The following is a 21,183-nucleotide window of genomic DNA, read 5'->3' as shown; positions in this document are numbered from 1 at the left end:
AAGGAGAGCTTTAACTATGGCTAAGTGGATAATAGACCCTGATCACTCTGTAGCAGCTTTTGCAATCAGGCATATGATGATAGCTTATGTCCACGGCCAGTTGAATAAAATATCTGGCACAATTGAGTTTGACACAGGTGATGTAAATAATTTGTCTATGGAATTAGCGATAGAGGCATCAAGTCTTTTTACAGGAATAGGCAAGCGTGATGAGCACCTTAAGAGCGAAGATTTTTTTCACATAGGCAAATTTCCTGCAATCACATTCAAAAGCACAAATTCGGAAAAGACAGGCTTCAACACTTGCAAAGTCTCAGGCGACCTGAGCATCCATGGAATAACAAAATCTATAGCTCTCAATTTTGAATACCTCGGCCCTGTGAATAGCCCTTTCGGCGAGACATGTATAGGATTTACCGCATCAACAAGCCTGAACCGCGAAGACTTCGGCATGACATGGAATCAACCCTTAGATGGCGGAATAATGGTTGGTAAGGATGTTCAGATTAATCTTAATCTTGAAGCGGATCTTATATCTGATTAACTTGAAACTGACCTGGAATAACCACAGCTTTGATCTTTCTGAAAGAACCTGCATTATGGGCATCCTTAATGTCACGCCTGACTCTTTTTCTGACGGCGGTCTTTTTTCCAATAAAGAAGCTGCGATTGAACATGCTGTCAGGATGGAGTTGGAAGGCGCTGACATAATAGATATCGGCGGGGAGTCAACAAGGCCGGGGGCTGCAAAAATATCTGCCGCTGAAGAGATAGAACGTGTAGTGCCGATCATCGAAGTTATAGCCAGGAAGGTTAAGGTTCCTATCTCTATAGATACATACAAGTCAGAAGTCGCAAAGGCAGCTATAGATGCAGGCGCTTCAATTGTGAATGACATCAGCGGGCTGAGGTTTGATAAAAAGATGCCGGGGCTTGTTGCAAGGCAAAAGCTTCCGGTTGTCATAATGCACATAAAAGGCACGCCGAAAAATATGCAGGAGAATCCTTATTATAAAGCGTTAATCCCGGAGATAATCGATTATCTTGCAAGATCGATTGAAATTGCGCTGGAAGCCGGTCTTTCTGATGACAAGATCATCATTGACCCAGGAATTGGTTTTGGCAAGACCGCTGGTCATAATCTGGAGATCATAAGACGTTTAAATGAGTTCGAAGGTTTTGAAAAGCCTATCTTGCTCGGTCCCTCAAGAAAAGCGTTCATAGGCAAAATACTCGGCAGCCTTCCGGCAAACGAGAGAGTTGAAGGAACAGCCTCTGCTGTTGCGATAGGCATATTCAACGGAGCAAACATCATCAGGGTGCATGATGTTAAAGAGATGAGCAGGGTTGCGAGAATTGCAGACGCTATTAAAGGCAAATCAATTCCAGGCAATGTCTAACTAATAGCGTATATTACTTTGCTGCCGGTGTTTCAGTTGCAGGCGCAGCGTCAGGCGTAGCTGTTACAGGCCCGGCCGTATCTGCAAGCGGAGCTTTTGTCTCTTGCTGAACCGGGACATCAGAAACTATGGATGTTCTCTTGATAGAGTAGAACGCAAGGGTTAGAGAAGTAATCATGAACAGGATAGCCACTGAGGTTGTTAATTTTGCAAGGAATGTTGTTGCGCCCCTGCCGCCAAAGAGTGTCTGGCTTGATCCGCCGCCGAATGTCGAACCCATCTCAGCACCTTTGCTGCTCTGTATCAGAACTACAAATATAAGGAAAAAACAGACTAACAGATGTAAGACCACCAAAAATGTATACATTTTATTTTCTTGCTCCTTTTATTATATTAGCAAAACTCTCGGGTTTAAGGCTTGCCCCGCCCACAAGAGCGCCGTCTATCTCAGGTTCAGCCATTAGCTCTCCGATATTCTCAGGCTTTACGCTTCCGCCATACTGTATTCTAACACTAGCAGCATGTTCCTTGTTCTTATTAAGCCATTCTCTGATAAAAGTATGTGTTTCATTTGCAATCTGCGGGGTTGCGGTCTTTCCGGTCCCGATAGCCCATATAGGCTCGTACGCTATCGTAATGCCGTCGAGGGATATATCTTTCAAAGAACCCGTAAGCTGCCTCCCAAGAAGATCAAATGTCCTGCCTGCTTCCCGATCCTGGAGTGACTCGCCAATACAGAGTATCACCTCAAGGCCTTTATCCCTTGCCATCTTTATCTTCTTGTTTACCGTCTCATCAGTTTCTCCGAAATACTGCCTTCTCTCTGAATGTCCGATAATGACCGTGGAGCAGCCGGCAAAGAGCAGCATATCAGCTGATATTTCGCCTGTATATGCACCGCTTTCTTCATAGAACATATTCTGCGCGCCAAGCTTTATATTTGTCGGAAGAAGAAGGTGCGATGCGAGACTGAGAGAGGTGAAGGGCGGCGCTATAAGGATATCGACATCAGATATGCCGTTAACGAGCGGGATAAAAGAGTTTATAAACTCCTCGGTCTCCGCAATGTTCTTCATCATCTTCCAGTTAGCTGCTATATAGGGCTTACGCATAGGTAGATAATTTATATGTAAAAAGCCTTAAAAGTCAAGTTGATTAAGGGCATAAAAAGCCCTGCGCCCTCAGCGAGATATGTGACTTACATATCAAGACCATAGGATATACTGCAATATCGTGTGATTTCACAAGGCAGAATCGGTTATGTTTGTGCAATGATTACTTAAGAAAATTATTTAAATAATCATTATAAACGATGAAGAGCAATCATGTAACTCATTGGTTTTAAAGGATAATACGATATGTGTTAACTGAAAAAGAATGCTGGCCACGGATATTAAAAAAGAAGCTGGGTTTAGAAGGAAAATGATATGAAGTGGGAATACATTAATATTTCTCCCAAGTGTGTTAGCAACATAACCGCTTTATTTACAATATGGTTAAGCCAAAGATTGCCTCACCCGGACTTCAGCTCTGGTGGTTTAATTCACATGAATAGGTATCTGAAATAATTATTAGTTAGGCCTTACCGGCTTCATGATTATATTATATTTCCTAAACGGAACACCTATGTGTTCCACATGGAACATAATGTGGCTATAGGTAATTTAAATAAATTTTATTATTGTTGTGAATATTATCTTGATAACAATCATGACTAAAACCATACAGTCAACATATCCACATTTCCCCAAAACTGCTTTTCGTTTGTTCCATGTGGAACATAATGAAATTTATTTTTATAAATTGACAGGTTAGGGGAATATATGTTATAAGTACATGTACCGAAGCTGCACAAATGCATTAAATACAATTGTATCTACAAAAAAATAATTATTCATTGTTGATAACCTCTTGAAAGATCTATCAGATGCTTATTTTGGGAATTGATACATCATGTGATGATACGTCTGCCTCTATCGTAGAGGACGGCTCTAAAATAGTTTCCAACATCGTGTCAAACCAGAATGCGATCCACCAGAAATATGGTGGGATAGTGCCTGAACTTGCTTCAAGAAGGCACATTGAGATGATATGGCCGGTTGTTGATGAGGCAATGACTGCTGCCAATCTTGGCTTTCATGACATCTCCGCTATTGCAGTATGTCATGGCCCGGGACTAATCGGATCGCTCCTTATAGGTGTATGTTTTGCTAAATCACTCTCATATGTTAATAATCTGCCATTAATTGCCGTAAATCATCTGGAAGGCCATATATCTTCAGTGTTTTTGGAGAGTTCAAGGCCTGATTTCCCATTTATTGCCCTTGTGGTTTCAGGAGGCCATACAAGTATCTACAGGGTTGATAGCTTTGGGAATTACAAAGAAGTAAGCCGAACCAGGGATGATGCGGCTGGTGAGGCATTTGATAAGGTGGCAAAACTGCTTGGATTAGGTTATCCCGGAGGGCCGTTAATTGAGAAACTGGCATCTGAGGGCAATGCATCATCTATTTCATTTCCAAAATCTATTCTTCCTGATAGTCTGGACTTCAGCTACAGCGGCCTGAAGACAGCTGTACTGAACCACATTAAAGAAAATCCTGAATCCAAAAAAGAAGATATAGCCGCAGGGTTTCAGTTGGCAGCCATAGAGATGCTTATAACTAAGACTATAAAAGCCGCAAAAAATGAAGGCATAAAGAGCATAGCGCTTTCCGGCGGTGTCTCGGCTAACAGCCTTCTCAGAACAAAAGTAAAAGAGAGAGCAGAAAGCGAGGGTATTGAGGTTTATCTCTCTTCTATGGAATTAAGTACTGATAACGCTGCAATGATCGCAGCTGCAGGGTTTCACCATTACAATAAAGGAAATTTTGCTGATTTCTCTTTAAATCCAAAAGGTTATCTGCCACTTTAGGTTTCACTTTTTCTTCTTAAATATCACTAACTTTGTAGGTCCCCAAAAATCAAACTGCTCTGACACTTTAAAAACATCATATTTTTGCGCAAATTCATTTTCAGGCAGTAGCGAGCGCAGAATAAATGTTGTATAAGTCACAATATAATCCGGCATCTGTTCATAAATCAAACGCGGAGGAATGGCGTTATTGCCCACCATCTGCTCTTTTTTTAGAGGATAATACTGCAAAGCAACCGGACTTATCAATCCTGCTGTATCCAGTATCTTGCCTTTGGAATAATAACCAAAGGCCCCTATTTCAGGCAGAGCAATGACCGTATTTTCATTAATCTGCTCATTTAGCAGCAAGCTGTATTCTTTATACAACTCCTCCCGTACATCTTGGCGCCAACGGGCAACCGGACTAAGCCAAGCAGGGTCGTATGTCCCTTGCGAAATATTTTTTCCCTGCCACATTCCAGGAGTCAAATTATAATGAAACAATTGGCTGACCACTATAAAAGATAAAAGCGCCACTCCAAAAGCCTCAACCCGAAGTTTTTTCGCCAGAAAATAAATGCCGCTTGCCACAAACAGAATCAAAAAAGGCTCTAGAGGAGTGACATACCAAGGTGCATAAAGCGGATTGCCCAAACTAAATACGGACAAATACAAAACAGGGTATGAAATAATAAGATACCCAATATGTTTTTTCACACTTAAAAACTTCCATCCGAAGCCCACAAAAAGCAAGATGAGTAACAATGGAATTATTAAATTCATTAGGCCAGCGAACTGAAACAATCTTCCCCAAAAGCTATATTGTAACTGTGACCAATATACTGTGATAAACCCCCAAGGGACTAAATAATACACCTTTGCCTTGGCCAAAACAGAATGCGGGACAAAGCTGCCGAAGTAATAACCTGAAAAAAGCAACCAAGGCAACACGATACCCGTTAAAACCATCATATACTTCCAAGCCACGGAAGGGGCTTTAACACATATATAAACGAAACTGGCAAAGACTAAAATAACCCCATCCGGCCTAGTCAAGAAGTGCAGCCCCGCACTCAGGCCAGCCAAAAGCCACAATTCAGCACAGCTAAAATAAAGCGCAGCCATGGCAGTCAAAATATATAAAGGAGTTTCCATTCCACCTGAGGAATAAGTCATGATTGAAGGGTTAAGCACATACAGTAACACGCTAAACAAAGCAAGTACCCGGTTCTCCAGATAACGCGCACAGATCTGCCAAAGAAAAAAAACAGCGACCAAGTTAAAGAAAGTATTGATAATAATTGAAAGCCAGGGCAGATTGTCTATACGCAAGAGAAAGGAAAACAAAGACAATGTCAAAACGTATAATGGGGTAGTTGTCCCCATAACCCGTTCGCCAGAATTATATACAACCCCTTGCCCGGAAACAATATTTCGGACATAACGATAAGTAATGAAAGCATCATCTCCAGGTTGTGGACCGGCATGAAGATGGATAAAGCAAAGTATTATGCCTACAGCAAGCAATATAAGATAAACATTCCCCAGAATGATTTCATCCAAACGCATCCATAACCCAGCTTGCAGACCATCTCGCACAGGTGAAGAAGCTAAATCCTGCAACGTTTTTTTTCTTTGCTTCTTGCTTTTACTGCCCATTAAAGGCCCTTATCCTTTGAAAAAGCAACTAAGCTAATTAATGAAGAGGCACCCAGCTCACGACTGGCTGTTCAATGCTATCAGGTGTTGCAGTGTCTAAGAAAGTGTGTCCAGAGATCTTTAAAGCTGTTGAATTTTTCTTTGCAAAAAAGGCATGTTAATGAACCGTTTTTAAGCTTATTAAAAAAGGCTTTTAAACCGAATATTTTATTTGTATCAAGTTGCTTGCTCATCTCTATCTTTTATTATATCTTATCTAAAGTTTTCTCATCATGTTTTATATCATGCTTTTTGCTGCAAAATATATTAGACCATATAAACAATGTTATCCCGACAGTTAGCGCAGAATCAGCCACATTAAATGCCGGCCAGTGCCAAGCTCCAATATAAAAGTCAATAAAATCAACCACTTCACCTATAGTAGCCCTATCAATGAAGTTTCCGACAGCACCGCCCAAAATCAATGAGATCGCAACGAGTTCAAGCCCTTTAGGGATTTTGGTCAAGTAAACAATAATAAAGATAATAGCAATAATTGTGATTATTAGGAAAAAGGCATTGCCCAAAGATGCAAAAAGACCGAATGCAGCGCCTGTGTTTTTTACCAAAACAATTCGGAGAAATGGAAGGATATCAATTACATTACTTGGATCGACAGTTGCAACTATCAGCTTTTTTGTAATGAAATCAAGTATGGCAACAATAGAAGCTACCAAAGAAATTAATGTGTTTTTCTTCATTATCTCAATGCGTTACGGCATTTTTCACATATCGCTGGATGTTCAGTATCCTTGCCTACAGAGATGCTCCAGTTCCAGCACCTTTCGCATTTATCACCATCAGCTTTTTCAATAGCAACTGCCAGTGCGTCTATGGTTGCACTCTTATGAGCCCCATCCGGAGCATCAGCATCAACAAAGACTTCAGCAGAGGATACAATAAAGAGTTCATGAAGAAATTCCTTATATTTATCGAGGAGTTGACTGGTCTGACTATTTACATAAAGAATGACTTTTGCCTCAAGGGCATTGCCTATGAACTTCTCCTGACGCTTTATCTCAAGCGCCTTGTTAACCTCATTTCTTATATTCATGAGTAAGACCCACCTTTTTTCGAGGTCTGTGTCAAGATAGTCTTTGTTAACCTCCGGGAAATCACTCAGGAATACGCTCTCTTCCTTTTGTCCGGGAATGTGGCCCCATATCTCCTCAGCAGTAAAAGAAAGAATTGGAGCGAGCATTTTAGTTAGTGAAATCAATATGTTATGCAAAACAAACTGCGATGCCCTCCGCTCTTTTGAATCAGCATTAAATGTGTAAAGCCTGTCTTTAAGCACATCAAGGTAGAAATTGCTCATGTCGATCACGCAGAAGCTGTATATAGAATGATAGATCTCGTGGAAAGAGCATGTTTCATAAGACCTGCTGACTTTTTCAGTCAGGCTTTGAAGCATGCTCATCGCCAGCCTGTCCATTTCAGAAAGGTCGTCTTTGCTGAAACTAATCGCAGGATCAAAATCATAAAGGTTTCCAAGCATGAACCTGCCTGTATTCCTTATTTTTCTGTATGCCTCTACAAGCCTGTCAATGATCTCATTCGATATCCTGATGTCATCTCTGTACTCAGCAGAGGAACTCCATAATCTGAGTATTTCCGCTCCATGTTTGCCGGTCAGGTCTTGCGGTGATATGACATTTCCAAGCGACTTTGACATCTTTTTACCCTTGCCGTCAACAACAAAGCCATGGGTCAGCACAGCCTTATACGGCGCCCTGCCCCTTGTGCCGACTGAGGCGAGGAGGGAAGCCTGAAACCATCCCCTGTGCTGGTCGCTGCCTTCAAGATACAGATCAGCGGGGCTCGAAAGCCTCGGGTCCCACTCCATGACTGCAGCGTGGCTGACACCTGAATCAAACCATACATCAAGGATATCCTTCTCCTTCTCAAAATCACCGGAACCGCATTTGTTACACTTGTAACCTTTTGGAATTAAATCATTTTCAGGCTTTTCAAACCATACATCAGCGCCTGCTTTTTCCACTTCATTGACAACATTATCTATGACCGATTTATCTGTAATAAACGCCTTGCATTTTTTACACTGAAATATTGTGATCGGCACACCCCAGGACCGCTGCCTTGATATACACCAGTCAGGCCTGTTCTCAACCATTCCAAGTATCCGGTCCATTCCCCATTTCGGGATCCACTCGGTCTTTTTTATCTCATCAAGGGCTGCCTGTCTGAGGCCGTTCTTCTCCATAGATATGAACCACTGTTCTGTTGCCCTGAAGATAACGGGCTTTTTACATCTCCAGCAGTGCGGGTATGAATGTGATATGTCTTCCGGCTCCCCAAGAAGAGCATTCTCTTCTCTAAGCCTGCTGATTATCCCTTCATTTGCCTTAAATACGAATTGGCCATGAAAATCCTTCTCTTCCTCTGTAAAGATTCCCTTCTGATTGACCGGGGCGTAGACATCAAGTCCGTACTTCAGGCCAACTTCATAATCCTCTTCGCCATGACCGGGAGCAGTGTGTACAACCCCTGTCCCCTGTTCCAATGTCACATGCTCGCCAAGTATCGTCTTAACTTCACGGTCTATCCATGGATGGCTGCATAAGATGCCTTCAAGCTCAGAACCTGTCCATTCACCGTCAGAAACTGTATATTCACCCTCTGTATAACCTATCTTTTCCATACAGGCTTTAACCAGGTCCTGTGCAATAATAAGTTCACCGGCAGGTGTCTTAACATTGCGGTATATGAATTTCGGGTGTAATGAAAGAGCCATGTTTGCAGGGATCGTCCATGGGGTAGTTGTCCATATCACAAAGAAAGTCCCTGCGGCATCAAAGGTGAACTTCCCCAATGAGTCTTTGACCTTGAATTTCACATATATGGAAGGCGATGTTTTATCAGCATATTCCACCTCAGCCTCTGCAAGCGCGGTAACACAGTTCGGGCACCAGTGAACAGGCTTCTTCCCTTTATAAACATCTCCCTGCTCAATGAATCTTCCAAGCTCCCTGACTATGGAAGCCTCATAGTGATAAGACATCGTGATATACGGGTCTTTCCAGTCGCCGAATACGCCAAGCCTTTTAAACTCTTCTCTTTGTATGTCAACAAACTCCTGAGCATACTCCCTGCAGAGCTTTCGCTTTTCAATAATAGGCGTAGTCTCTTTTTTGGAACCGAGTTTTTTATCGACCTGATGCTCTATCGGCAAACCATGGCAGTCCCATCCGGGGATGAACGGCGCGTAATGGCCTTTCATGGCCTTGTATTTTACGATGATGTCTTTAAGTACCTTGTTCAGTGTGTGTCCGAGATGTATATGCCCATTGGCGTACGGCGGGCCGTCATGCAGGATATATCTCTTATCATTGTCCCTGTTTTTTTTCTGGATTCTCCCGTATATGTCATTCTCCTCCCAAAAATGCAGAAGCTCCTGCTCCTTCTTTGTCAGGTTGGCCTTCATGGGAAAGTCTGTTTTGGGGAGGTTTAATGTATCTTTATAATCTGATGCCATAGTCTTTATCCATATCTCCTGTGCCTATCAAAGAATAAGATAAAAAGTTTACATCTTTGAGTATCATGTGTCAAGAAAACCGGCTTGCAATGTCAGGTCATTATATAATGGTGAAATTACTTGGCAAGACCGCAGCCGCCTCTGTATAAATAGCGCCGTATGATATAAATATGTTAAATTATATGCCGGAGATTATTTAATATGATGAACAAGAAAATATTGATATGGGTCATGTTCGCTCTTATGATGATCCTGATGTTTAACATACTGGACACCTCCAAGACCGAAGAGGCGATGCCCTTTTCTGAATTTCTCCTTCAGCTTGAGCAGGATAAAGTTGAGAAGGTGGTTATAGCAAAGCCCGAGAACCTTATCACCGGCACATTAAAAGGCGGCGCTACCTTTAAGACATATGCTGCTGATTATCCTGACCTTGTCAAAGAACTTCGCGACAAGAAGGTCAGCATAACGGCAAAACCCGAATCAACTCCCTGGTATATTAATGTCCTGTTTAATTTCGGCCCTATCATTCTGCTCGTCGTTCTCTGGGTCTTTTTCATGAAACAGATGCAGACCGGCGGCAACAAGGCTTTGTCATTCGGCAAGAGCAGGGCAAAGCTTGTCTCTGAAAAAGGAATGAAGATCACTTTCAAAGATGTGGCAGGTGTTGAAGAGGCAAAGGAAGAGGTCCAGGAGATTATTGATTTCTTAAAGGACCCTCAGAAATTCCAGAAGCTCGGGGGCAAGATCCCAAAGGGCATCATGCTTGTCGGAGCTCCGGGCACAGGAAAGACGCTCCTTGCAAAGGCGATTGCCGGAGAGGCAGGCGTTCCGTTCTTCTCTATAAGCGGCTCTGATTTTGTCGAGATGTTTGTCGGAGTCGGAGCTTCAAGGGTAAGAGACCTCTTTGATCAGGCAAAGAAGAATGCGCCGTGCATCATATTTATTGATGAGATAGACGCCGTAGGCCGTCACAGAGGCGCCGGCCTTGGCGGAGGGCATGACGAACGCGAACAAACTCTTAACCAGCTCCTTGTTGAGCTTGACGGTTTTAACCCTAACGAGGGCATTATCGTTATCGCCGCCACGAACAGGCCTGATGTGCTTGACCCTGCGCTCTTAAGGCCGGGGAGGTTTGACAGGCAGGTCATTGTTCCGCATCCTGACGTAAAGGGAAGGCACGCAATAATCACTGTCCATGCGAAAAACATCCCGATCGACGAGAAGGTAGAGCTTGAAGTTATCGCAAGAGGCACGCCGGGATTTTCCGGAGCTGACCTTGCCAATCTCATGAACGAGGCTGCATTGCTTGCCGCAAGGCAGAACAAGTCCAAGGTTGAGATGATAGATTTCGAGAATGCGAAAGACAAGATCATGATGGGCAAAGAGAGAAAGAGCATGATCATATCTGAAAAAGAGAAGATGAATACCGCCCATCATGAAGCAGGCCACGCGCTTGTCGCAAAGCTTACTCCTGAAGCAGACCCGATCCATAAAGTCAGCATTATACCGAGAGGAATGGCGCTGGGCGTCACTCAACAGCTTCCCATTGACGACAGATATACATATTCCAAAGAGCACATTCTAAATATCCTTGCGGTTCTTATGGGCGGAAGGGCTGCTGAAGAAATTGCCCTGGGGCATCTGACCACAGGCGCTGGCAATGACATTGAAAGAGCTACAGAGCTTGCGAGAAAGATGGTATGCGAGTGGGGCATGAGCGAAAATCTCGGGCCGCTGACATTTGGAAAGAAGGAAGAGCAGATATTCCTCGGCAGAGAGATAGCCCAGCATAAAGATTATTCTGAAAAGACAGCTGAAGATATTGACGCAGAGGTAAAGGGTATAATTTTAGAAAGATACAGACATTCAAAAGCCCTGCTCACCGAGAACAAGGCGACACTCATCAAACTGGCAAATGCCCTGCTGGAGAGGGAAACCCTTGATGCTGCTGATGTTGATGACATCGTAGCAGGCAGGGAACTTAAACCGCAGGAGATAGTAATTAAGATTGTGGAACCGAAGAGACCGGAAGGCCTGGATATCAACAAGGGTCAAACTCCGAATATCGCACCTCAAGGCGATATAAGCGCCGCGCCTGAAGCTACAGTATAGTCCCCTGTTTTCTTTTTATCCAAAGCTATTTTTTTGTTGAACAAATATACCCATTCTGCTATCTTATGTTTTGAAATTAATTCTGTTAAGTAATTTGATGAACCAATATTCCAAAAAAGGAGGTGGGGATTCAGGATTTTGTTTTGCAGAAAGATTCAGCAATCTCTTTATCAACCTATTATTAAGGAGGCCACATGAAAAAGTTTATCGTTATTCTGTTAGCAATGGTATTTGTCTTTACAGCATCTTATGCATCTGCTGAAGGCCCTTATGTAAGCGGCAACCTCGGTGCAACTCTGACAAGTGATTCTACATTGTCAGTTTTAGGTATTAACGCCACTGAACTCGAATTTGATACCGGATGGGCTTTTGGAGGTGCTGTTGGCTATGACCTCGGTAATAATACACGTCTTGAAGGAGAAGTAGCATATCGCTCTGCTGATATCGATAAAGTTACTATTTTAGGTGTACCTGTTGATCCAAGTGGTGAAGTTAATGTATTAAGCTTTCTTCTGAACGGCTACTATGACATTAAAGTGGATGCTCCAGTTACGCCATTTATAACGGGTGGAATTGGTTTTGCAAATATTGAGCTGAGTGATGATGTGGATTCCTACGATGACAATGTGTTTGCTTATCAAATTGGAGCAGGTTTAGGATATGCTGTCAATGATTTAACGACCATAGATTTTGGCTACAGATATATGGGGACATCTGACCCGGAATACGAAGACAGCGGAATCCAGGTAGATTCTGAATACGCCAGTCACAATTTCTATATAGGAGTAAGATACGCGATTAAATAACAAATCATTAAATGTCGTTTAGTCAGGGCCCGGTTATGCCGGGCCCTTTTTTTGTCTCGTTAATTAAACAAGTTCTATTGACAATTCTTCCGTGTAACTATAAAATTTTTTATCCCGCTTTGCCAATAAACTTCTAATAAAGGAGAAGAGATGAAACAGAGAAACATCAACCTGACCTATGAAGAGATGCCGAAGCAGTGGTATAACATCCTTGCTGATATTAAATTGAACCCGCCCATAGGCAGAGACGGAAAGCCGGTCGGCCCGGATTCACTTGCACCGGTATTCCCCATGAACCTGATAGAGCAGGAGGTTAGCTCACAAAGGTGGATAGATATTCCGGCAGAGGTATTAGACATCTATTCAATGTGGCGCGCGACCCCTTTAATAAGGGCTTACAACCTTGAGAAGGCGCTTGGTACGCCTGCGAAGATATATTTAAAGAATGAGAGCGTGAGCCCGGCAGGCAGCCATAAGCCAAACACGGCTGTAGCTCAGGCATATTACAATAAAGCGTTCGGCATAAAGAAACTCGTTACAGAGACAGGTGCAGGCCAGTGGGGAAGCGCACTCGCATTTGCTACGAGCCAGTTCGGGCTTGAGTGCAAAGTCTTTATGGTAAGGATAAGCTTTGACCAGAAACCGCACCGAAAGACCTTGATGCAGGCATGGGGGGCTGAATGCATCCCGAGCCCAAGCAATCTTACAAACGCCGGACGCCAGGTTCTTGAGAAATACCCTGATACCCCCGGGAGCCTGGGCATTGCGATAAGCGAAGCGGTTGAGGCTGCTGTAAGTGACCCGTCAGGCGAGACCCGTTACGCTCTCGGAAGCGTGTTGAATCATGTCATCCTGCATCAAACCATAATCGGTTTAGAGGCGAAGAAGCAGATGGAGAAGGCCGGGGATTATCCTGATATAGTTATCGGATGCGCTGGAGGAGGCAGTAACTTTGCAGGGCTTGCATTCCCGTTTGTCCAGGACAAGATAAATGGTAAAAAGATAGAGATATATCCTGTTGAACCCGCGGCCTGTCCCACACTGACCAAGGGCCCGTTCGTTTATGACCACGGTGACGTTGCCGGCTACACACCGCTGCTTGCCATGCACAGCCTCGGCCACGCCTTTATTCCGCCGCCGATCCATGCAGGAGGCCTGAGATATCACGGCATGGCGCCTACTGTGTGCCAGCTTGTTGACGAAGGCATAATAGAGGCTAAATCCGTTAAACAGTCCGAAGCATTCAAGGCCGGCATTCTCTGGGCAAGGACCGAAGGCATCGTGCCTGCTCCTGAGACAAACCATGCATTAGCGCAGGTTGTGGCTGAAGCAAAGAAGGCGAAAGAAGAAGGCAAAGAGAAGGTCATACTCGCAAACTTCAGCGGCCACGGCATGCTCGATCTCAACGCCTATGAGAGATACTTCTCAAATAATCTTACCGACTTTGAACTCTCTGATAAGGAGATGGAAGAAGCTGAAAAGATATTTAAGGACTATCCGAAGCCGGAGCATCTGAAGAGCAGGTAGATATATTTCAATAAGAAAACTAAAAAGGCGCCCCGATATATCAGAGCGCCTTTTTAGTTTTGGCTATGTAATCTTTAGCTCAGGTGATTGCTGACCAGTTTGGTCATCTCGAACATTGAAACCTGTGCTTTGCCTTTGAATATCTTCTTGAGGGCGGCATCAGCATTGATATTCCTCTTGTTCTTGCTATCCTGAAGCTTGTTCTTCTTGATGTATTCCCAGAGCTTCTTGGTGACTTCTGTCCTGGGGATAGGCTTGCTGCCTACTACTGCGGCGAGATCATCGCTGATATTCATCGGCTTCATGAATGCAGCATTCGGTTTTCTCTTAGCAGTTTTTTTCTTGGCAACTTTCTTCTTGGCGGTCTTCTTCTTGGCTACCTTCTTTGCAGCAGTTTTCTTCTTGGCAACCTTCTTCTTAGCAGTCTTCTTTTTTGCCATGCGAACCCTCCTTAAATTTTGCGGCATTTACTAATGCCGTTGAACTCTGAATATAGTTACAAAAATCATACAAAAGTTTTAAACTCTTGTCAATGAAAAATACGCAATTATCGCAATATGAAAAAGGTAAATTCCCCTGTGGAAAAAACTGTTGGCCTTGAGACAGCCTTGAATGTGACTCTGAAAAATACGCGGGATCATTCTACTATGAACTTTACCTTCCCAAGGACAGTCTTATTGCTGTCCCTGATCACAACCATCCAGTCCCCTTTGAGGCCTGCCAGTTTCTTGCTGGAGTATGTCCGCCATCTTGCCCCTTCCCTCACAGGAAGCGAAATGTTTAAGACCTCTTTTTCACCATAATACCAGGCAAAGGTGATTACTGTGTCTCTGGTAATATTTCTCGCCTCGAGAAAACAGTAAACCTTCTCCAGGTCGGATGAGAAGACCTTTGTAGCTATGGCAGGCTCTCTGCCAAGCATACTCTCGGAGATGAAGAGGCGGGAGACCTCCAGATTGTGAGTGTGCTCTGAGTAAGCGATCGGAGCCGTAATTAAAAGCAAAATAGCTGTAACTGCTATTATCCAGGTTATGTTATTGTGTTTCTTCACCCGCTTCTTTTCCTTTGCTGCTTCACAGGGCTTAATATTAAAAATATACAATGGAATTGTCAATGATACTGCATATTATATGACATATGCAATTGAACGGGATATTTGATTTTATAACTCCATTATTTTTATACTTGGAAAAATGATCTCCATCGTAATCCCCACATATAACGCTTCAAGATTCATCCCAAATCTTCTGGGCTCCATATTCAAACAGGCTGTAGACGATATGGAAGTGATAATAATAGACGACTGCTCAACTGACAATACCGTTGAGCTTGTGAAGAAATATCCTGTCAGGCTGATAGAGATGGCGAGAAACGGCGGCCCCGCAAAGGCAAGGAATAAAGGCGTGAGGGAGGCAAAGGGAGATATAATATTCTTCCTTGATTCTGACGTGGTGGTTTTAGACGGTACAATACGGGCGGTCAAAGACTATTTTGAATACAATCCCTCTGCGAAATGCGTGATAGGTATATGCGACACAAATTCATTGAATAAGGGTTTTGTGCCGCATTACATGGCGATGTTCGAGTATATACATCTCATAGGAACGAAAGGCGGGGAGGTAAGCGTTTTTGCTCCGAGATGCGGAGCCATGAAGAAGGACTTCTTCCTTGAGATAGGCGGCTATAATGAGTCGTACAAAGGGGCTGATGTCGAGGATTTTGAGCTTGCAAGAAGGGTGAACAGGACTGACCCGATAATCCTTAACGATAAGATGCTTGTAAGGCACCAGTTCGCGAACTTCAAACAGGCGATGCGAAACTACTTTAAACGGACCGTCATGTGGGTACACCTCTTTTTTAAGGAGAAGAAGCTTGACAATGCGGGCCCTACCGCCCCGAGCAACGGCATAGCCGCCATGTGCGCGTTTGTCAGTTTTGTGCTTTTACTTCTTATGCCTGCTGTGCCTGTTTTAAAGAATGCTGTTATCTTTCTGTTAATAATCTTCTTTTTTGCTAATCTAAAATGGTGGAACTTCATGCGCAAAGAGGCCGGGCTCTTTTTCGCGGTCAGGGCTCTCTGCCTTAACTACATTCTGGGGATTGATATCATGATAGCCGCTGCCTATGGAGTAGTGAGTTATCCTTTCTCCAAAAAAGGACTGGCGGCAAACAATGAATAATATGGAAAAGAACTTGGTCGTACTCTCATATGCAAACGCAAGCCCGTTCCCTTACCACGCATGGACGCCCCTTGCTATCCTCTCTTTAGGCGCATATCTTGAAGAGCATGGCATTGAGGTCGAGTACTTTGACGAAAGGATACATAAGATGGAACGGTTTAAAGAGTTGGTGAGCAGGAAGCCGCTTATGATAGGCCTTTCCACAATGACCTGCTTCCAGATAAAAAATACCATCAGGCTGGCAAAGCTTGCCAGAAAGATGAGCCCTGATACACCCCTTGTCTGGGGCGGCACGCACCCGTCAATGATGGCTGAGCAGACGCTTGAGTCTGACATGGTTGACTTTGTTGTAAAGGGTGAGGGTGAGCAGACACTGCTTGAACTTGTGCACGGATTGCAGGAAGGCAAAAGAGATTTCAGTGATATTGACGGCCTCGGGTGGAAGGCAGGCAAGAAGATAACATTAAACAAAGACCGTGACTTTCTGGATATAGAAGGCCTACCCTTTCCTTACGAAGGCAAAGGCAAGGAGATACTGCTTGAATATATAAGAAGGTCGGGAGACACGCTTGAAAATATAGGATACGAGTCCTCAAGAGGATGCCCGCATAAATGCGGCTTTTGCTACAATGTATATTTCCATAAAAACGTATGCCGGGTAAAGAGCCTTGAAAAGATACGCTCTGAACTGCTTAAACTCAAAGATCTCGGCGTTAACAAGATGACCTTTTATGATGATACCTTCCTCGCCGGAAGGAAAGACGTAATGGCAAATATTGTCGATCTGCTCGGAGAACTCGATTTCAAATGGATAGCCAATGTGAGGATCAACACCTTTACCCCGGAACTTCTGGAGAAGTTTAAGAAAGGCGGATGTGTCTACCTCTTCTTCGGCGTCGAGTCACCGGATGATGATGTGCTTAAATTCATCAGAAAGGGGCAGAACAGGCGCATGATAGATGAAGGTATCAAGGTCATCTCACAGGGTAATATCCCCACTCTATACTCCCTTTTGATAGGACTGCCGGGCGAGACAGAGGAGCAGATGAACAGAACGCTCGACTTTGCAGATGAGATACGCAGGAGGCATCCGGGAGCTGAGGTTCCTATCCAGCCGTATGTGCCACTTCCGGGGACGTTGATGTATGAAGAGGCGCTAAAGTTAGGGTTTAAACCGCCTACGCATCTTGAGGGATGGAAGAACTTTACAAATGATGAGGTCAGGAATCCCTGGATCAAAAACCCGGGGTTGCTGCATGCCATTTATATCAATTCATTTCTTGCATTCCGTTATGACAGGTTCCTTAGAAATTTCTGGAGCAGGCTGGTCTTCGGGCCTTTGCATAAGCTCTCACTCTGGAGATGGAAACATCGCAATTACAAATTCTTTGTTGAGATCTATATGTATCTGACTTACAAGCGCCTCGGCAGGTTCTTTATCATTCTTGAGAAGATGATCAAAGGTTAAATTTTCCTTAGATGAATTAATGCTATGCCTAAAATCGCCCTTCTTCCTGACAGCCTCATCAACAAAATAGCAGCGGGCGAAGTTATAGAGCGTCCGGCATCGGTTGTAAGAGAGTTGCTGGATAATTCAATTGACGCCGGCGCCGCAAAGATAGATGTCGAGGTGCTGCACGGCGGGAAGAAGCTGATTAAGGTATCTGATAACGGCTGCGGCATGGACAGGGAAGATGTATCCTTATGTTTTCAAAGGCATGCCACGAGCAAGATATCATCTGAAGATGACCTCTTTAATATCTCCACCCTCGGCTTCAGGGGAGAGGCCCTGTCGTCTATAGCATCTGTCTCAAAGGTCACGCTGACTACTGCACCTGAAGGTGCGGGCGTTGGGACAAAACTTGAGATCGGGGCAAGGGGTGAGATTGATATAGCAGATGCCCCGCCTTTAAAAGGCACAGCCATTGAGATAAGGGATATCTTCTATAACACGCCGGCAAGAAGAAAATTTCTCAAGAGTACACCTACTGAACTTTCACATATAATCGAGGCCGTGATCCAGAAGGCGTTTGCCTATCCGGGAATATCCTTTTCACTTTCTCATAATGGCAGCGAGATATTGAATGTTCCATCTGCGCATAGCCTCAAAGAGAGGTTTGGCCAGCTTTATGGCGAAGAGCTTGCAGAAGAGTTTATCGAAATAAATAAGGAAGGTTCCGGTATTAAGGTCTATGGATTTGCCTCAGGAGAGAACTTTACAAGAGCCAGCAGAAGCCACCAGACGATATTTGTTAACAGGAGGCCGGTGAAGAACCTGACTGTAAATCATGCTCTCTATAACGCGTACAGCCACAGCATTCCAAGCGGCAGGCATCCGGCATACTTTATCTTCCTTGATATCGATACCAAAAAGGTTGATGTAAATGTCCATCCTGCAAAACGCGAGGTGCGGTTTGAAAAGCCTGATGAGATACATAAGATTGTCGGTGCTGCAATTTATGAGGCGCTGAATCCAGAAAGCAGTTCAGACGTTGTATATACCTCATCGCATAAAGCGTCTGAAGAACTGAAGGGTCAGGCTTTCAGCTACGGCAGGGACAGCGCAGGGTTCCGAGAATCCCTTGCCGGCCTTGTCAGAGAGTCCCAGACCGACTTCTTCGCATCCGGTATCACTTCTGATGTTCCTGCATACTTTCATATAGGCGAGTCTTTTATAGCACATGGCACAAACGACGGACTGCTTATCATTGACCAGCATGCTGCGCATGAGAGGATACTGTATGAGAAGTTCCTCAACAAGGCCTCAGTTGAAGCTGAATCGCTCTTCCTGCCCCTCAGGGTGGAACTTCCGGTAAAAGAGTTCGGCATAATTACGAAACATAAAGGCTTTCTTAAGGAACTCGGGCTTGAAGTAGAGGATTTCGGCGGGAATAACGTGATAGTCAAATCAATGCCTAAAGAGCTGAAGAAGGCTGACATAAAGTCACTGCTTCTTGATATCGCGTCAAACATACTTGAAGAAGAGACATCCGGCATAAAAGGCGATATAGATAAAGCATCCATGCTTGATAAGATAGCAGCCAGGCTGGCATGCCATACATCAGTGAGGGGAAGTGAGCCGCTTGGGAATGAAGAGATAGCAAGAATGATGGATGACCTTCAGAAATGCAAAGAGCCCGGCAAATGCCCGCACGGAAGGCCGACAAAGATATATTTATCCTTGGATGATCTTCAGAAGATGTTCAAGAGGAAGTAAAAAATATTTACTAATGACCTCTCCTTATAATAAACCCGTCATCATTCTCCTCGGCCCCACTTCCGTCGGCAAGACAGGTGTATCGATCCTTCTTGCAAAGGCGCTTGAGACAGAGATCATCAGCGCTGATTCAATGCAGATTTACAAACACATGGACATCGGCACTGCAAAGCCTTCTCCTGATGAGCTGAAAGAGGTGAAGCATCACCTCATAGATATTATTTCTCCCGGTGAATCGTTCAGCGCAGGGCTTTTCAGAGACAACGCTGTTAAGCTCATCGACGAACTTCATCAAAGAAATAAGATCCCTCTGATCGTAGGCGGAACAGGGTTATATATCAGAACACTGACAGCCGGATTATTTGAGGGGCCTGCGGCAGACTGGAAACTGAGGGATGAATTGCTGGAAACTGAACATCTCAAAGGAGACGGATATCTTCATTCTTACCTGGAAAGGCTTGACCCTGAGGCAGCGAAAAAGATAGAACCGAATGATGTGAGAAGGACCATCAGGGCGCTTGAGGTATCGCTTAATGATAACATGATATCGGAAAAGCAGAAGAGCCATACAAAACCTGAACCGTATACCTTTATCAAAATCGGTCTTACACGCGACAGAAAAGAGCTTTACAGCCTGATAGATAAGCGGGTTAACAAGATGATGCTGGACGGCCTGCTGGAAGAGGTTCTGCGGCTCGTTACGCTAAAGCCGGACAGGACAGCCATGCAGGCCCTCGGTTATAAAGAGATGAGCCTATATCTTGCCGGAGAAGTGCCGCTTGAAGAAGCGGTTGAACTCATCAAGAAGCGGACGAGGAATTACGCAAAGAGGCAGATGACATGGTTCAGAAAAGAGCCTGATATAAATTGGGTGGATCTGACCGGAGTATATGATTCAAACGCTGTGTTTAAAAAAATATTAAATGATATAGAAGTGATTAAAAGAATTATCAATAAAGATCATTAACTTTTTTTTGCCTCAATATCATAATCCCGGATAAGATTATCAGGCCGCCGCCAAGCAGCGCCACGGGCTCAGGCACCTCCTGCAAAAAGATGAACGCAAGGATTATCGCGCCGACCGGTTCGAAGTAACCCAATATCGCAGCTTCATTTGCCTTAACTCTCCTGATGCCGTCTACATATAATATTGGCGCGATAGTCGAATGGAGAAAACCCATCGTTATAAGGTAAGGAAGAGCCTGAAAAGTCATCTCCGAGCCTGCTATAAAGGGGAGAAGCGCAAACACAGCCACTAAGTTCTGCACAAAAACGATAAAGAGCGATGAAAACCTTGAAGCTATCCCTTTCACAGTCAAAATTATAAATGCGTAAGCAACGCCTGAAAAGGCGCCGGCAATGATCCCCCTGGTATTTCCATTGTTCACAGAAAGCATTTCAGTGAAGTCAGGCCTCCCCAACATAACCCATAAACCCATAGATGAAAGCATGATAGCGATCCATGTTGTCCTGAATATCTTCTCCTTAAGAAAGACGGGCGCAAGCATTGCTACAAATATCGGGGCTGTATAATGCGTGAGCACCGAGTTTGCTATTGTCGTGTGTTTGAAAGCAAAGAAAAAGAGAAGCGTGTTAGCAAGAAAAAGGAAGGGGATAAAGGATAAGATCAATAAATGATTTACAGAGCCGGCATTCTTTAAAGAGCCTTTTATCTGCCCTTTTGCTGCAAGCATAAGGAACTGAAGAACAAGAGCTATCACAGCCGGATAAAAAACCGTATTTAGCGTAGGAAGCCCGGCGTTCCTTACGAATATCCCGAGGGAACTCCAGATAAGAATAGCCGCTATGATCTTAAGATAGCCCATGTTGTTTGGTTTTATAAAAGAA

General features: G+C 44.0%; 18 protein-coding genes. 10 read left to right on the top strand and 8 right to left on the bottom strand.

The features are described 5' to 3' along the window. The first annotated feature begins 16 nt into the window (after positions 1-16). Positions 17-544, top strand: a complete 528-nt coding sequence (locus tag HY807_04460; protein MBI4825655.1) for a YceI family protein — start codon at positions 17-19, stop codon at positions 542-544. Beyond that, positions 498-1,400, top strand: a complete 903-nt coding sequence (gene folP / locus HY807_04455; protein ID MBI4825654.1) for a dihydropteroate synthase — start codon at positions 498-500, stop codon at positions 1,398-1,400. The genes HY807_04460 and folP overlap by 47 nt, the downstream gene beginning before the upstream one ends. Positions 1,401-1,413: 13 nt before the next feature. Here the strand turns inward: folP and secG are convergent, their stop codons facing one another. Together secG and HY807_04445 are read right to left on the bottom strand one after the other, a co-directional pair. Then, positions 1,414-1,767: a preprotein translocase subunit SecG gene (gene secG / locus HY807_04450; GenBank protein ID MBI4825653.1), complete on the bottom strand. Its 354-nt coding sequence runs from the start codon at positions 1,765-1,767 to the stop codon at positions 1,414-1,416. Position 1,768: 1 nt separating this feature from the next. Next, positions 1,769-2,512, bottom strand: coding sequence for a triose-phosphate isomerase (locus tag HY807_04445; protein MBI4825652.1), 744 nt, complete (start codon positions 2,510-2,512; stop codon positions 1,769-1,771). Positions 2,513-3,327: 815 nt separating this feature from the next. On the opposite strand from HY807_04445, the gene tsaD reads away from it, so the two are divergent. Then, positions 3,328-4,314, top strand: coding sequence for a tRNA (adenosine(37)-N6)-threonylcarbamoyltransferase complex transferase subunit TsaD (gene tsaD, locus HY807_04440; protein ID MBI4825651.1), 987 nt, complete (start codon positions 3,328-3,330; stop codon positions 4,312-4,314). A gap of 3 nt (positions 4,315-4,317) precedes the next feature. Here tsaD and HY807_04435 read toward each other — a convergent pair whose 3' ends face one another. The 3 genes from HY807_04435 to ileS form a co-directional block, all read right to left on the bottom strand. Continuing rightward, entirely contained in the window at positions 4,318-5,955 is a 1,638-nt protein-coding gene (locus HY807_04435) for a glycosyltransferase family 39 protein (GenBank protein ID MBI4825650.1), read from the bottom strand. A gap of 245 nt (positions 5,956-6,200) precedes the next feature. Continuing rightward, on the bottom strand, positions 6,201-6,695 hold the full coding sequence (gene lspA / locus HY807_04430) for a signal peptidase II (GenBank protein MBI4825649.1): 495 nt from the start codon (positions 6,693-6,695) through the stop codon (positions 6,201-6,203). Then, on the bottom strand, positions 6,695-9,490 hold the full coding sequence (gene ileS, locus HY807_04425; protein ID MBI4825648.1) for an isoleucine--tRNA ligase: 2,796 nt from the start codon (positions 9,488-9,490) through the stop codon (positions 6,695-6,697). The genes lspA and ileS overlap by 1 nt, the downstream gene beginning before the upstream one ends. Positions 9,491-9,691: 201 nt before the next feature. On the opposite strand from ileS, the gene HY807_04420 reads away from it, so the two are divergent. The 3 genes from HY807_04420 to HY807_04410 all read left to right on the top strand — a co-directional run bounded on the left by HY807_04420 (position 9,692) and on the right by HY807_04410 (position 13,938). Beyond that, positions 9,692-11,605: an ATP-dependent metallopeptidase FtsH/Yme1/Tma family protein gene (locus HY807_04420; protein MBI4825647.1), complete on the top strand. Its 1,914-nt coding sequence runs from the start codon at positions 9,692-9,694 to the stop codon at positions 11,603-11,605. A 194-nt stretch (positions 11,606-11,799) separates the two neighbouring features. Then, positions 11,800-12,411 (top strand): porin family protein, encoded by a 612-nt coding sequence (locus tag HY807_04415; GenBank protein MBI4825646.1) that lies wholly within the window; start codon positions 11,800-11,802, stop codon positions 12,409-12,411. A 150-nt stretch (positions 12,412-12,561) separates the two neighbouring features. Then, on the top strand, positions 12,562-13,938 hold the full coding sequence (locus HY807_04410; GenBank protein ID MBI4825645.1) for a TrpB-like pyridoxal phosphate-dependent enzyme: 1,377 nt from the start codon (positions 12,562-12,564) through the stop codon (positions 13,936-13,938). A 74-nt stretch (positions 13,939-14,012) separates the two neighbouring features. On the opposite strand, the gene HY807_04405 is transcribed toward HY807_04410, so the two are convergent. Then, entirely contained in the window at positions 14,013-14,405 is a 393-nt protein-coding gene (locus HY807_04405) for an SWIB/MDM2 domain-containing protein (protein ID MBI4825644.1), read from the bottom strand. Positions 14,406-14,575: 170 nt separating this feature from the next. Further along, positions 14,576-14,989, bottom strand: a complete 414-nt coding sequence (locus tag HY807_04400; protein MBI4825643.1) for a DUF2914 domain-containing protein — start codon at positions 14,987-14,989, stop codon at positions 14,576-14,578. Positions 14,990-15,131: 142 nt separating this feature from the next. Here HY807_04400 and HY807_04395 point away from each other — a divergent pair, with 142 nt between their 5' ends. The 4 genes from HY807_04395 to miaA are packed head-to-tail and all read left to right on the top strand — an operon-like array spanning position 15,132 to position 20,302. Further along, positions 15,132-16,118, top strand: coding sequence for a glycosyltransferase family 2 protein (locus HY807_04395; protein ID MBI4825642.1), 987 nt, complete (start codon positions 15,132-15,134; stop codon positions 16,116-16,118). Beyond that, positions 16,111-17,586, top strand: a complete 1,476-nt coding sequence (locus HY807_04390; GenBank protein ID MBI4825641.1) for a B12-binding domain-containing radical SAM protein — start codon at positions 16,111-16,113, stop codon at positions 17,584-17,586. Before HY807_04395 ends, HY807_04390 begins: the two co-directional genes overlap by 8 nt. A 24-nt stretch (positions 17,587-17,610) precedes the next feature. Beyond that, positions 17,611-19,335: a DNA mismatch repair endonuclease MutL gene (gene mutL, locus HY807_04385; protein MBI4825640.1), complete on the top strand. Its 1,725-nt coding sequence runs from the start codon at positions 17,611-17,613 to the stop codon at positions 19,333-19,335. Between the two features lie 13 nt (positions 19,336-19,348). Further along, positions 19,349-20,302: a tRNA (adenosine(37)-N6)-dimethylallyltransferase MiaA gene (gene miaA / locus HY807_04380; GenBank protein ID MBI4825639.1), complete on the top strand. Its 954-nt coding sequence runs from the start codon at positions 19,349-19,351 to the stop codon at positions 20,300-20,302. Here the strand turns inward: miaA and HY807_04375 are convergent. After that, positions 20,286-21,161, bottom strand: coding sequence for an EamA family transporter (locus HY807_04375; GenBank protein ID MBI4825638.1), 876 nt, complete (start codon positions 21,159-21,161; stop codon positions 20,286-20,288). The genes miaA and HY807_04375 overlap by 17 nt on opposite strands. Positions 21,162-21,183 lie beyond the last annotated feature (22 nt).

It is taken from the genome of Nitrospirota bacterium, assembly GCA_016207885.1.
Taxonomy (GTDB): Bacteria; Nitrospirota; Thermodesulfovibrionia; order UBA6902; family UBA6902; genus JACQZG01.
The sequence above is the reverse complement of the archived record's forward strand: the minus strand, read 5'-3'. Positions and strand labels throughout refer to the sequence as shown.

Coding starts and splice junctions, on each gene's coding strand:
- HY807_04460 (MBI4825655.1), top strand. CDS start 17: ATGGCTAAGTGGATAATAGACCCTGATCACTCTGTAGCAGCTTTTGCA.
- folP (MBI4825654.1), top strand. CDS start 498: ATGTTCAGATTAATCTTAATCTTGAAGCGGATCTTATATCTGATTAAC.
- secG (MBI4825653.1), bottom strand. CDS start 1,767: ATGTATACATTTTTGGTGGTCTTACATCTGTTAGTCTGTTTTTTCCTT.
- HY807_04445 (MBI4825652.1), bottom strand. CDS start 2,512: ATGCGTAAGCCCTATATAGCAGCTAACTGGAAGATGATGAAGAACATT.
- tsaD (MBI4825651.1), top strand. CDS start 3,328: ATGCTTATTTTGGGAATTGATACATCATGTGATGATACGTCTGCCTCT.
- HY807_04435 (MBI4825650.1), bottom strand. CDS start 5,955: ATGGGCAGTAAAAGCAAGAAGCAAAGAAAAAAAACGTTGCAGGATTTA.
- lspA (MBI4825649.1), bottom strand. CDS start 6,695: ATGAAGAAAAACACATTAATTTCTTTGGTAGCTTCTATTGTTGCCATA.
- ileS (MBI4825648.1), bottom strand. CDS start 9,490: ATGGCATCAGATTATAAAGATACATTAAACCTCCCCAAAACAGACTTT.
- HY807_04420 (MBI4825647.1), top strand. CDS start 9,692: ATGATGAACAAGAAAATATTGATATGGGTCATGTTCGCTCTTATGATG.
- HY807_04415 (MBI4825646.1), top strand. CDS start 11,800: ATGAAAAAGTTTATCGTTATTCTGTTAGCAATGGTATTTGTCTTTACA.
- HY807_04410 (MBI4825645.1), top strand. CDS start 12,562: ATGAAACAGAGAAACATCAACCTGACCTATGAAGAGATGCCGAAGCAG.
- HY807_04405 (MBI4825644.1), bottom strand. CDS start 14,405: ATGCCGCAAAATTTAAGGAGGGTTCGCATGGCAAAAAAGAAGACTGCT.
- HY807_04395 (MBI4825642.1), top strand. CDS start 15,132: ATGATCTCCATCGTAATCCCCACATATAACGCTTCAAGATTCATCCCA.
- HY807_04390 (MBI4825641.1), top strand. CDS start 16,111: ATGAATAATATGGAAAAGAACTTGGTCGTACTCTCATATGCAAACGCA.
- mutL (MBI4825640.1), top strand. CDS start 17,611: ATGCCTAAAATCGCCCTTCTTCCTGACAGCCTCATCAACAAAATAGCA.
- miaA (MBI4825639.1), top strand. CDS start 19,349: ATGACCTCTCCTTATAATAAACCCGTCATCATTCTCCTCGGCCCCACT.
- HY807_04375 (MBI4825638.1), bottom strand. CDS start 21,161: ATGGGCTATCTTAAGATCATAGCGGCTATTCTTATCTGGAGTTCCCTC.